Source organism: Campylobacter concisus (assembly GCF_902460845.1).
In the GTDB taxonomy this organism is placed as follows: domain Bacteria; phylum Campylobacterota; class Campylobacteria; order Campylobacterales; family Campylobacteraceae; genus Campylobacter_A; species Campylobacter_A concisus_X.
The window spans coordinates 40,430-52,702 of sequence record NZ_CABPVS010000001.1; the positions used below are offsets into that span (position 1 = coordinate 40,430).

Genomic DNA, 12,273 nt, shown 5'->3' on the forward strand with positions numbered 1-12,273 from the left:
CCTTTTTGCAAGCTTAAATTTAAAGCAAGATCATATCTAATTAGTTTTAAATTTATGATTATAAGATAAAATAACTCCATTTTTCAGATTGGATTAAAGTTTTATGGATTTTGAGTTTATTGAGAAATTTTATCCGCTTTATGTTAAGGCCGGAGTGCTTACCTGTGAGATCGCCTTTTTAGGGATCATTTTTTCTATTTTGATCGGTATTTTTTGTATGGCTGTAAAATTTTACAAGCTAAAATTTCTATCAAAAGTGATTGACTGCTACGTCGAGCTCTCAAGAAATACGCCACTTCTTATACAGCTTTTCTTTTTATATTATGGCTTGCCAAAGCTTGGAGTGTCAATGAGCGGCTTTGCCTGTGCGGTTGCGGGACTTAGCTTTCTTGGTGGTAGCTATATGAGCGAGAGCTTTAGGCTTGGCTTTGAGGCAGTGAGAAAGTCGCAGATCGAAGCGGGACTTAGCATCGCACTTAGCAAAAATCAGCTCCTAAGATATGTTATCTTGCCTCAAGCATTTAGCGTAGCGGTGCCAAGTATTAGTGCAAATATTATCTTTTTACTAAAAGAGACAAGCATCGTTAGTATCGTAGCTCTTGCTGATCTAGTTTACGTCGCAAAGGATCTTATCGGGCTTTATTACAAGACAGACGAGGCACTTTTTATGCTGGTTATTAGCTATCTCATCATCATTTTGCCAGTCTCGCTGGTGCTTAGCTATGTCGAAAAAAGGGTGAGAAATGCAAGGAGTTAGTATTTTATTTGACACGCAAAATTTACTAAGACTCTTTGAAGGTCTAGTCGTTAGCACAGAAATTTCATTTATCTCTATTTTTATCTCTATAATCGGTGGCTTAGTGCTTGGCGTGCTTATGAGCATGAAAAACAAATTTATCTATTTTATTTTAAAAATTTGCCTAGAAATCGTTCGCATAATGCCTCAGATCGTTTGGCTATTTTTATTTTATTTTGGTGTCAGTAAGGCGTTTGATATTCACATTTCAGCATTTACAGCCTCATTCATCGTCTTTAGCTTGTGGGGAATTTTTGAAATGATGGACATCGTGCGTGGCGCAATAACATCAATACCAAAACATCAATTTGAATCAGCCGCCTCACTTGGGCTTAGTAAATTTCAAATTTACTTTTATGTCATCATCCCGCTTGCTACTAGAAGGCTAGTGCCTGGGGCTGTAAATTTACTAAGCCGTATGATAAAAACGACCTCTATAGTCGTGCTAATCGGCGTTGTAGAGGTAGTCAAGGTCGGTCAGCAGATCATCGAGCGAAATGTATTTACAAATCCTATGGCGCCATTTTGGATATACACGCTCATATTCTTTTTATATTTTGTGATCTGCTATCCAGTCTCAAAACTATCAAAAAAACTAGAAGAAAAATGGAGTTAAAATGAGCGAAAACATATTAGAACTTAAAAAAATAAATAAATTTTATGGAGAGCTTCACGCCTTAAAAGATATAAATTTAGAGGTAAAAAGCGGTGAAGTGGTCGTGCTTCTTGGACCATCGGGCTGTGGCAAAAGCACAACTCTTAGGTGCATAAACGGCCTTGAGAGTATCGCAAGCGGTGAGATAATAATCGATGGCGAAGTGATTGATGCTAAATTTAATGATTGGCAAAGAATCCGCCAAAAGGTCGGCATGGTCTTTCAAAGCTACGAGCTTTTTGATCACATGAATGTCATAGACAACGTCCTTCTTGGACCTTTGAAGGTGCAAAAAAGAGATAGAGCTGAGGCTGAAAAGACAGCTGATATGTGGCTAAGCAAGGTTGGGCTACTTGATAAGAAATTTGCCTATCCAAAAGAGCTAAGCGGCGGTCAAAAGCAACGCATAGCTATAGTAAGAAGCCTTTGTTTAAACCCTGAGATCATGCTGTTTGACGAGGTTACGGCTGCGCTTGATCCAGAGATCGTTAGAGAAGTGCTTGACGTGATACTAAATTTAGCCAAAGATGGAATGACGATGCTAATAGTCACTCACGAGATGAGCTTTGCAAGGGCGGTTGCAAACAAGATCGTATTTATGGACGCTGGGGCGATCGTGGAGATCAGCGAACCAGAGGAATTTTTTACCAAACCAAAGAGCGATCGCGCGAAGAAATTTCTAAATTTATTCTCGTTTTAGAAAAAATAAGAGATAATTTGCCGTTTTTTCAAAATGCGTTTAGAGCGAAATTTTAACGCTCTTATTTATTTAACTTTTTTACAAGGAGAAAGAGTGAGAAAATTTAAATTTTTCTTATTAGCATTAATCGCTACCGTCTTTCTAACGGGTTGTGGTAATGACAAAGGTGCCGACACGGCAAAAGCTGCTTCAAACGAAGCTGATGCGATCGCAAAGATCAAAGAGCGCGGATATGTAAGAATTGGCGTTTTCAGCGACAAACCACCATTTGGCTATGTCGATAAAGACGGCAAAAACCAAGGCTATGATATTTACTTTGCAAAACGTATCGCAAAAGACCTACTAGGCGATGAGAGCAAGGTAAAATTTGAGCTAGTAGAGGCTGCTGGTAGAGTTGAAGTTTTAGTAGCTGATAAAGTGGATATCACGCTTGCAAATTTTACAAAAACACCTGAGCGTGCACAAGTTGTTGATTTTGCGCTTCCATATATGAAAGTTTCACTTGGCATCGTTAGCCCTGAGGGCGCTGTGATAAAGAGCATCGATGAGCTAAAAGACAAAACCCTAATCGTAAATAAGGGCACAACCGCAGACGCGTTTTTTACAAAAAATTATCCTGACATTAAGCTTGCAAAATACGACCAAAATACTGAAACATTTGCAGCTTTGGTTGATAAAAGAGGTGCTGCACTAGCGCATGATAACGCCCTACTTTTTGCCTGGGCGAAAGAGACTCCAGGTTTTGTTGTAGGCGTTGAAGCACTTGGTGATGTGGATGTAATAGCACCAGCTGTTAAAAAAGGCAACAAAGTTTTACTTGACTGGCTAAACAATGAGATCATTGAGCTTGGAAAAGAAAATTTCTTCCACAAAGACTATGATGCTACACTAAAACCGATCTACGGCGATAGTGTAAATCCAGAATCACTTGTCGTTGAAGGCGGCAAACTCTAAAAATTTAATGGCGTAAATCTTTACGCCATCTCTCTTTTTTTAAATTTAACAATATGCTTGTGACTTTTTTCAGCAGGTAACACTACATAAATTCCATAAAGGACGGATATCTTACATACCTGAGCAGCAAGCTAGTAGACGAGCCCTTGCAAAATAATGAGCCATTTTAAAAGAATACCGACATTAGATAAGATTGTATTATCCGCATGAATATTCAAAAAGGCTGAGGCGCATGTTTTTGATAAATTTAAATTATAGATAGTATGTATGCAGAGAAAAAAATCTGCGAAAGCTAAGAGAGAAAGATAAATCTTAGTTTCTGAATGTCTAAATAAAATTTTAAAAGCATTTTGGAGTAAATTTAGCCCAAAATGCCTTTGCAAGCTACATTAAGCTCTTTAACAAATTTGTCACTTTTTGTTCGATCTCTTCTAGAAATTCCTTGCTCTTTGCCTCAAATCTAGTGACGATAACTGGCGTTGTATTTGATGCACGCACCAGCGCCCAGCCATTTTCAAACTGAATTCTTATGCCATCAATGTCGATGATATTTTTTATCTTTGGCAGATCGCAACTCTCGTTTTTCACGCACTCTTTTAACTTAGCAACTATCTTAAATTTGGCTTCATCAGTCGTTTTTACCTTGATCTCATCGGTACTAAAGACTAGCGGCATCTTATCAAGCTCACCATCAAGGTCAAAACCCTTATGAACTAGCTCAAGCACCCTCATCATCGCATAAAGCGCATCATCAAAGCCAAAATAGCGCTCTTTAAAAAAGATATGACCACTAACTTCAGCCGCAAGATCGACATTTAGCTCTTTCATCATCTTTTTTATGTTACTATGCCCAGTCTTACCCATGAAAACTTCGCCGATCTTTGCGATCTCATCGTACATGTTTTGCGAACACTTAACCTCACCAAGCACCTTTGGATGTTTCATATTTAGAGCATAAAGATATGCTAGTTCATCGCCTTTTATATCTCTTTTTGGCGTTATAACCGCGATCCTGTCGCCATCTCCGTCAAAGCCAAATCCAAGGTCAAATTCTTTCTTTTCGATAAGAGAAAATATCTCTTTTAAATTCTCTTTTTCACTTGGGTCTGGATGGTGATTTGGGAAATTTCCGTCTGGATCTTCATATAAAATTTTTGCATTTAGTCCAAGTGCCTTGACGATAGGCACCAAACTCACGCCAACAGCGCCATTTGCACAGTCGATGATAAAAGGCTTTTTGAAATTTTTAAGCTCACTAAATTCTTTTACAAAAAACTCAACGTATTTTTCTAAGATATTAAATTTCTCACAGCTCTCATCGTCTGCGATCTCTAAATTTGAGGCGATTATTTCATTAACTTTATCTTTTAAAATTTGCAGATCTTTGCCAAAGAAACTATCTTTTTTAATGGTGATCTTAAAGCCGTTGTACTCTTTTGGGTTGTGAGAGCCAGTGATCATGATATTTGCGTCGAAATAATCAGCATAAACGCTAAAGTAGCCAACAGGAGTTGGAAGTAAGCCGATGCTATAAATTTTAAAGCCACCAGCCTTGTTTAGGCCACTTAGCAGATACCTAAAAAGCGTGCTAGCACTTAGCCTTGCGTCAAAGCCAACGCTTAAAGTTTTTACGCCAAATTCATTAAATTTCTTACCCAAAGCAAGCCCTATAGCCTTGACGCTATCTTCTGTCAAGTCTTTCTCAAAAATGCCGCGGATGTCGTATTCTCTAAAAATTTCATCATATTTCATTGTAAATTCTCCCTAAAAGAAAGCAAAATGATACAAGAATAAATTTAAAAAGGAGTAAATAATTTTATAAATTTAGTGAGGTTAAAGTTTAAATATAAATTCGAGCTAGAAGGCTCTAGCTCGAAAAGGGCTGCTACATCATGCCACCCATACCACCCATTCCGCCCATGTCAGGCATTGCAGGCATTGCTTTTTCTTCTTTTATCTCGCTGATAGTTGCCTCAGTTGTTAGTAGCAAGCTAGCCACGCTAACAGCGTTTTGTAGCGCGACTCTCTCAACTTTAACTGGGTCGATGATACCAGCTTCAAACATATTTACATATTCGCCAGTTGCAGCATTAAAGCCAAAATTTGCATCTTTGCTTGTCTCAACTGCATTTGCTACTACGCCTGCGTCAAAGCCAGCGTTTTCAGCGATTTGGCGAAGTGGAGCACGAAGCGCTCTTCTAACGATCTCAGCGCCGATTGCCTCATCACCTTGTAAATTTAAATTTACACTCTTTGAAGCAAGGATAAGAGCTGAACCGCCACCTACTACGATACCCTCTTCAACAGCTGCACGAGTAGCGCTTAGAGCATCATCAACGCGGTCTTTTTTCTCTTTCATCTCAGTTTCAGTCGCAGCACCTACTTTAATAACTGCCACGCCGCCACTTAGTTTTGCAAGGCGCTCTTGAAGTTTTTCTTTGTCATAGTCGCTTGTAGTCTCAGCGATTTGCGCTTTGATCTGAGTTATTCTAGCGTCTATCGCTGACTTCTCGCCTGCGCCATTTACGATAGTTGTGTTATCTTTGTCGATAACTACGCTTGAAGCTTGACCAAGGTCGTTTATAGTAGCGCTTTCTAGTGTTCTGCCTAGCTCTTCGCTGATGACTTCGCCACCTGTTAAGATAGCGATATCTTCAAGCATCGCTTTTCTTCTGTCGCCAAAGCCAGGAGCTTTAACAGCTGAGATGTTTAGCACGCCGCGAAGTTTATTTACAACAAGCGTTGCAAGTGCCTCGCCCTCGATATCTTCAGCGATGATTAGAAGTGGTTTGCCACTTTTTTGTACTTGCTCAAGCACTGGAAGCAAGTCTTTTAAATTTGTGATCTTCTTGTCAAATAACAATATAAATGGGTTACTTAGCTCAACTTGCATCTTTTCAGGGTTTGTGATGAAATATGGGCTTAGATATCCGCGATCAAACTGCATACCCTCAACAACGCTTAGCTCGTCTTGGATAGACTTTGCCTCTTCTACTGTTATGACACCATCTTTACCGACTTTTTCCATCGCATCAGCGATAAGTTTGCCAATACTCTCATCTGAGTTAGCAGAGATAGTAGCGATCTGTGCGATCTCTTTTGAGCCAGAAACTTTTTTAGAGATATTTTTTAGTGCATCTATAAGAGCTGCTACTTCTTTATCCATGCCGCGTTTTACTTCGATAGGATTTGCGCCAGCAGTTACGTTTCTAAGGCCCTCTTTAAATATCGCGTGAGCTAGCACGGTTGCTGTTGTAGTGCCGTCACCTGCTTGGTCATTCGTCTTACTTGCCACTTCTCTAACTAGGCTTGCACCCATGTTTTCGATAGTATCTTTTAGCTCAACCTCTTTAGCCACGCTAACGCCGTCTTTTGTGATGTTTGGAGCGCCAAAGCTCTTTTGGATAAGGACATTTCTGCCTCTTGGTCCCATTGTCACTTTCACAGCGTCATTTAGTTTTTTCACGCCCTCATATAGGCGATTTCTTGCATCATCAGAGTAAAAAATTTCTTTTGCCATTGTTTTTCCTTTTTAAATTATTTAATCACACCTAAAACATCGTCTATGTTTAAAACAAGATATGTTTTATCATCTAAATTTATCTCAGTGCCACCGTATTTTGCAAATACAACTTTATCACCAACTTTTACGCCCTCTACTTCAGCACCAACCGCTTTTACCTCACCGCTTAAAGGTTTTTCTTTTGCGTTATCAGGTATAATAATGCCCGAAGCTGTGGTCTTTGTCTCCTCTACGCGTTCAACTAGAACACGCTTGCCTAATGGTTGAAAGTTCATTGTTCATCCTTTTGGTTTAATTGTCTTTTTTAGCACTCTTTATTTTTGAGTGATAAAATCCTAGCACTTTTTTCTAAAAAAGTCAATAATTTATAGTTAAATTTTATTAAAACTTTAGTCACTTGCACTAAAGTTTTATGATATGTAAAACTAATATAAAGGAATTTTATGAAAAAAATAGCCTATATAGTAGCGGCTTTGGCGCTGATAATCCTTTGCATTTTTGGCTTTATCTTTAGCTCTTTTGGTAATAAATTTATAGCCAGCAAAATAGAAAAAGAGGCACTTACTCGCGGTATCGATGTGAAATTTAAATATTTTAGTTTAGGATTTAGCACGCTAAATTTAGAAGCGATCGTGATGAACGCTATAAATTTAAAGGCAAATGGGGATCTCTCGTTATTTGCTCAAAGCATGAATTTAAACATAGATATAGACGCCGACAAGTCGAAGGCTAGCAAGCTTGGATTAAAAAAAGATGTCGCACTTAAAGCAAACGTGGCTGGTAAATTTAGCGACTTCAAGCTAGTGGCAACTGGCACCGCACTTGGCTCAAATATAAATTTAAATGCAAATTTAAAAGACTATCTGCCAAAAGCTCTAAATCTTGACGCTAAAAATATCGAACTCTCTGAGATATCAGCCCTTGCACAAAAGCCGAATTTAGCTAGCGGTAAGCTTGATCTAACGAGTGATATGCAAGTGATTGATGAGAAAAATGAGCCGATCATTAACGCTCAAATTTTAGCAAGCGATGCTATGATAAACAAAGAAATTCTAAAAAACGAATTTGGGCTAAATTTAGCAAAAGATATAAATTTTAAAGGCGGCGTAAATGCTAAATTTACAAATGAAAAAATGAGTGCAAAAGCCCTCATCATCGCGCCTGAAGCTACTTTAAAAGCAAATGAGACGACTTATGATCTAAGTAGCAAAAATTTAAAGAGCGACTTTTTGCTAAACGTGCCTGATCTTGCGCTTTTTGGCAAACTTTTAAATCAACAGCTAAGCGGCGCAGTGGATGCAAACGGCGAAATCACAGTGCAAGAAAATGCCCTCAAAAACCTAAAAGCTGAGATAAACGGGCTTGGCGGCAAGATAAATGCAAATTTTGATAGCAAAAACTTAACTTTAAATGCAGCTAACATCAAGCTAAAAGAGCTTCTCGCACTTGCCCTGCAGCCTAGCTACGCAGACGGGCAGATAAATTTAAATGCAAATTTTAGTGGCTTTGACGAGCTAAAAAAACTTGCAGGCGATGCTAAATTTGAGATAAAAAACGGCCTTATAGATAAAGGGCTTGCAAAGCTTAAAAATGCGGCTAAATTTGAGCTAAAAGGCGGCGCCACCGCAAAAGGTGAGCTTGTAAATTTTGACGCAAATGTGCTTAGCGACCTTGGCGAGTTAAAGGATGTAAAGGGCGTTTATGACCTAAAAAACAGCCAAATTTTTAGCAAATTTGCCCTGCTCATTAGCGACCCCGAGAAATTTAAAGCGGTTAGTGGCTTTGAAGTGAGCTCAAAGATGGCGCTTGCGGGCGATGTGAAGGTTAAAGAGAGCAAGATAGATGAGCTAAATTTAGGCGGCGATGCCTTTGCTGGCAAGCTAAACGCCACCATAAAAAATGAAAATCTTGATCTTAGCCTAAAAGAGGCACAGCTAGGAGAGATCTTAGCACTTAGCGGCAACGACAGGCTGGCAAATGCTAAGACAAATGTCCAAGCAAAGGGGCAAAATATCTTTAGCAAAAGCCCAAGCGTCGCCGCAACGATCACTTTAAATGATGGCAAATTTAACGCCGCAGCACTTAGCAAAATGCTTGATAAAAAATTCCCTGAAAACGAGAAATTTAGCTCAAATTTGAGCCTAGACTATAAAGGTGACATAGCGAAATTTAGCGGCAACTTTCTTAGCTCGCTTGCTGATATAAAGGGCATAGATGGCAGTTTTGACGTGGGTAAAAGCACGCTAAGCTTAAAGCTTCAAGCGGTAGTTTCGGAGCTAAATAAGCTTGCATTTTTAGCTGGCCGCGAGCTTCACGGTAAATTTGCAGCTCTCGTAACAGCAAATGGCAAAGTGGATGATCTAAGCGCAAAAGCCACTTCAGATGATCTATTCAAGGGCAAACTCGAGGCAAATTACAAAGGCGGCGCGCTTGATGCGGTGCTAAAAAACTTTGAGGTCAAAGGGCTAACGCAGACTTTGGGGCTGGATCATCTATATGACGGCAACGGCGATGCTAAATTTGACTACGAAACAAAGCAAAAGCTCGGTAAATTTGACATCTTGCTAAAAGAAGGTCACCTAGCCAGCACAAATCTCACAAACAATATAAAAACCTTTACCGGCAAGGACATCACAAAAGAAATTTACAAAGACGGCAAAATTTACGGCGATATAAAGGGCGATAACGTCATCTTTAACGTAAATTTAAGCTCGCCAAAGAGCGACATAAAGGTTGCAAACGGCACTTACAATACCGCGACAAAAATGCTTAACGCGCCGCTTGTTTGCAGGCTCGAAAAGACCGATCTAAACGTGCAAATTTCAGGTACGACAGACAAGCTAAAATACGACGTTAGATCGCAATATCTCGAAAATAAGGTCAAAAAAGAGATAGGTAGATTTTTAGATAAAAAGCTAGGCAAAGATGATGACGCAAGCGGCGACAAACAAAATTTAAAGGGGCTTTTAAAAGGGCTATTTTAGATGAAAAAGGCGGAAAATTTAAAGTATCTAATGGGGCTTGGGCACTTTTGTAGCGACATAAACCAAAGCGCGCTTGGTGCGATGCTGTCCTTTTTCATCGCGAGCTACCACTACGACTATGCCACAGCCGCCTCGCTCGTGACCGCCACAAATTTAGCAAGCTCGCTCATCCAACCACTGATCGGCCGCTTAAGCGACAAAAAAGAGCTGCCCTACGTCATCCCGCTTGGGCTACTACTTGCTGGCGGGGGCATGAGCCTAACTGGCTTTGTGACAAACTACTACATCATCTTGGTTTGCGTGATGATAAGTGGTATCGGCGCCGCGCTCTTTCACCCAAGTGCCGCAAGGATCGTAAATTACGCCTCAAATGCCAAAAATAGAGCCAAAAGCATAAGCATATTTTCATTTGGTGGTAATGTCGGCTTTGCAGTTGGGCCCATTTTAGTCGCTGTTTTTGTGGGAAATTTTGGCCTAAAAGGGACGCTAGTCTTTATAATTCCCCAAATTTTTTTGACACTTTTATACCTCAAAAAGAGCAAATTTATAAAAGTGCTCGAGGGCAATCATAAAAAGCAAATTTCACAAAAAAATAGTGCTTTGAAAGACGATTTAAGCGCCTTTTTAAGGCTTTGCGTCTGTATATTTTCACGTTCCATTGTAGCATTTGGCTTTTCAGCATTTTTTAGCATATACCTCATCAAAATTTTTGGCCTTAGCAAAGAAGCTGCAAATGTAAATTTAAGCCTCTTTTTTTGCCGCAGGTGCGATCTCTACGCTATTTGGCGGAGCACTAGCGGATAGATACGGCCTAGTTAGGCTCATCAAAATAAGCCTAAGCATCGCCGCGCCACTAGTCGTGCTAATGCTCTTTATTGACAGCTACGCGTTATTTCTCGCAGCCTCCATGTGCGTGAGTGCCTGCATCAGCCTATCTTTTAGCCCCTCAATCGCCCTTACGCAGCTTTATTTGCCAAATCAAATCGGCCTAGCCTCTGGCGTAACGCTTGGACTTAGTATCACAATCGGCGGTATATTCGCAACAGTCATCGGCAAGATCGCTGACATCTTTAGCCTAACGCACTCATTTTACTTTATCGCCATAGAATCGCTTATCTGCGCGGTTTCTAGCTACTTTTTAAGGCCAGTCACGAGATAAATAAATACCAAATTAAAATAAATTAACCTGATTTAAAATATTTAAATATTTTTTAGACTAATTACAATAAAATAACTAATTTAATTTAAGGAGTAAATTTGGAACCGTTACAACAAGAAAAAAATATATGTTAAAAAGTGCCAGAGAGTTGGGGATTATATCTTGTATTGTGGCGATATTTAAGTATCTAGTTTTCGTTTCAGGGCTTTACAAAACCCTTGATCGTGATTTCAGTCTTATCCTCAAAGCATGCTGCGACTCTATCAGTTGGCTACTTTTATTTTTTGCTATTTCATTGATATGCTCTATTTATAATTCCTCAAAACTAAGAACATATTTTAAAATTTTTACTATTTTCATTTTGATATATGTGATTTTAACTCTTTTGACTTTTAAAATTGTTATGTATCTGGGAGAAAGAAATTTTAACAATGATGATTTTATCTTTACGATATTGAATCATTTTTATAGCAATGAAGAGATTATGTATAATCATGACCTATTTAAACAGCTATTCATTTATCGTAGTTATTTATTGAGAGTATTATTCGTAACAGCATCACTATTTTTGTTTATATCTATCGCAAAATTAATAAAAATAACAAAAGAAAAAATGTTTTGGGCTTATGCATTATTTGGCGCATCTCACATAGCAAGCTACTTTATTAAAATTGATCACAAAATTTATGATTATATTGATATTGGAGCTTTCTTTCTTGCTTTAATCGCATGGTGGCGACTAAAGACACAAGTAAGTAGTAACGAAATTCAAGTAATTAGCGAAAATGGGATTTTAAATGTGACTACTATCAAATCTTCAAGCCAATTAGCCGCGAAAGCCTGCTTAGTTGGCCTTATCGCAATATTTTTTTACTATATTTTTTTTGAATATTTGTTAGCACATCAAGAAAGAATGTCACTTCGACCAATAATATTTACAAAGCCTCTTATTTATGCGGTAGTATTAGCGGTTATTTACTCTGCCGTTAAGCAGATAGCACATACGTTAAATGAGATAAGACTACATACAAATTTCTTATTTTTCTCTATCCTTTTTGTGATATTTACAATAGCAAAAGCAACAACTGACTACATGTATATATATGCTTACGATTATAATTTTTTAAATATCTTTGGTACGCACAATGCCTCAATTAAATCTTTAGTTTCTAGTGCCAATACAATCTTATACATTGGAGTATTTGCTCATTTGTTAGCTACAGTATTTTTATTTTTATTTACAACAAGATTAGTGAGCGCGACTAAAAGTAGGCTATTTTGGATAAATTTTATATTGTTTGTGGTAAGTTCAGTCATACTTTTAGCACTACTATTTCCGGATAAGCCAGACTTTATAGGCCTTTTAACCAAAAACATAGACCTTTTTAATATAGCAGAGTTTTTCTTTTTACTAATTGCTTGGTATAGCGTGAAAAAAGACACAAGAGAGCAGGATAGAACATAAAACGGCATTTGGCGATAAATTTATAGTTTAAACAGCT

Annotated in this window: 11 protein-coding genes; 8 read left to right on the forward strand and 3 right to left on the reverse strand. The window is 38.5% G+C overall.

All coding sequences use genetic code 11. The features are described 5' to 3' along the window. The first annotated feature begins 103 nt into the window (after nt 1-103). The 4 genes from F3H00_RS00215 (at nt 104) to F3H00_RS00230 (ending at nt 3,105) form a co-directional block, all read left to right on the forward strand. Nucleotides 104-757 (forward strand): amino acid ABC transporter permease, encoded by a 654-nt coding sequence (locus F3H00_RS00215; protein WP_103559227.1) that lies wholly within the window; start codon nt 104-106, stop codon nt 755-757. Then, nucleotides 744-1,412 (forward strand): amino acid ABC transporter permease, encoded by a 669-nt coding sequence (locus tag F3H00_RS00220; protein ID WP_148798901.1) that lies wholly within the window; start codon nt 744-746, stop codon nt 1,410-1,412. Before F3H00_RS00215 ends, F3H00_RS00220 begins: the two co-directional genes overlap by 14 nt. Nucleotide 1,413: 1 nt before the next feature. Further along, nucleotides 1,414-2,151, forward strand: a complete 738-nt coding sequence (locus F3H00_RS00225; protein ID WP_148798899.1) for an amino acid ABC transporter ATP-binding protein — start codon at nt 1,414-1,416, stop codon at nt 2,149-2,151. Between the two features lie 93 nt (nt 2,152-2,244). Beyond that, a complete protein-coding gene (locus F3H00_RS00230; protein ID WP_021091264.1) occupies nt 2,245-3,105 on the forward strand; it encodes a cysteine ABC transporter substrate-binding protein in 861 nt (286 codons plus the stop codon). 384 nt (nt 3,106-3,489) lie between these two features. Here F3H00_RS00230 and F3H00_RS00235 read toward each other — a convergent pair whose 3' ends face one another. The 3 genes from F3H00_RS00235 to groES form a co-directional block, all read right to left on the reverse strand. Next, a complete protein-coding gene (locus tag F3H00_RS00235; protein WP_148798897.1) occupies nt 3,490-4,857 on the reverse strand; it encodes a phosphomannomutase/phosphoglucomutase in 1,368 nt (455 codons plus the stop codon). 133 nt (nt 4,858-4,990) lie between these two features. Continuing rightward, nucleotides 4,991-6,625, reverse strand: coding sequence for a chaperonin GroEL (groL, locus tag F3H00_RS00240; protein ID WP_002940160.1), 1,635 nt, complete (start codon nt 6,623-6,625; stop codon nt 4,991-4,993). 17 nt (nt 6,626-6,642) lie between these two features. Further along, on the reverse strand, nt 6,643-6,903 hold the full coding sequence (gene groES / locus F3H00_RS00245; RefSeq protein ID WP_021091238.1) for a co-chaperone GroES: 261 nt from the start codon (nt 6,901-6,903) through the stop codon (nt 6,643-6,645). Nucleotides 6,904-7,071: 168 nt separating this feature from the next. On the opposite strand from groES, the gene F3H00_RS00250 reads away from it, so the two are divergent. The 4 genes from F3H00_RS00250 to F3H00_RS00260 all read left to right on the forward strand — a co-directional run bounded on the left by F3H00_RS00250 (nt 7,072) and on the right by F3H00_RS00260 (nt 12,236). Further along, nucleotides 7,072-9,612, forward strand: coding sequence for a translocation/assembly module TamB domain-containing protein (locus F3H00_RS00250; protein ID WP_148798895.1), 2,541 nt, complete (start codon nt 7,072-7,074; stop codon nt 9,610-9,612). Further along, on the forward strand, nt 9,613-10,416 hold the full coding sequence (locus F3H00_RS00255; protein ID WP_188115296.1) for an MFS transporter: 804 nt from the start codon (nt 9,613-9,615) through the stop codon (nt 10,414-10,416). Next, nucleotides 10,382-10,771 (forward strand): MFS transporter, encoded by a 390-nt coding sequence (locus F3H00_RS10250; RefSeq protein WP_187424097.1) that lies wholly within the window; start codon nt 10,382-10,384, stop codon nt 10,769-10,771. The genes F3H00_RS00255 and F3H00_RS10250 overlap by 35 nt, the downstream gene beginning before the upstream one ends. 127 nt (nt 10,772-10,898) lie before the next feature. Further along, nucleotides 10,899-12,236 (forward strand): hypothetical protein, encoded by a 1,338-nt coding sequence (locus F3H00_RS00260; RefSeq protein WP_148798894.1) that lies wholly within the window; start codon nt 10,899-10,901, stop codon nt 12,234-12,236. Nucleotides 12,237-12,273: the final 37 nt, after the last annotated feature.

Coding starts and splice junctions, on each gene's coding strand:
- F3H00_RS00225 (WP_148798899.1), top strand. CDS start 1,414: ATGAGCGAAAACATATTAGAACTTAAAAAAATAAATAAATTTTATGGA.
- F3H00_RS00220 (WP_148798901.1), top strand. CDS start 744: ATGCAAGGAGTTAGTATTTTATTTGACACGCAAAATTTACTAAGACTC.
- F3H00_RS00215 (WP_103559227.1), top strand. CDS start 104: ATGGATTTTGAGTTTATTGAGAAATTTTATCCGCTTTATGTTAAGGCC.
- F3H00_RS00255 (WP_188115296.1), top strand. CDS start 9,613: ATGAAAAAGGCGGAAAATTTAAAGTATCTAATGGGGCTTGGGCACTTT.
- F3H00_RS00250 (WP_148798895.1), top strand. CDS start 7,072: ATGAAAAAAATAGCCTATATAGTAGCGGCTTTGGCGCTGATAATCCTT.
- F3H00_RS00235 (WP_148798897.1), bottom strand. CDS start 4,857: ATGAAATATGATGAAATTTTTAGAGAATACGACATCCGCGGCATTTTT.
- F3H00_RS00260 (WP_148798894.1), top strand. CDS start 10,899: ATGTTAAAAAGTGCCAGAGAGTTGGGGATTATATCTTGTATTGTGGCG.
- groL (WP_002940160.1), bottom strand. CDS start 6,625: ATGGCAAAAGAAATTTTTTACTCTGATGATGCAAGAAATCGCCTATAT.
- groES (WP_021091238.1), bottom strand. CDS start 6,903: ATGAACTTTCAACCATTAGGCAAGCGTGTTCTAGTTGAACGCGTAGAG.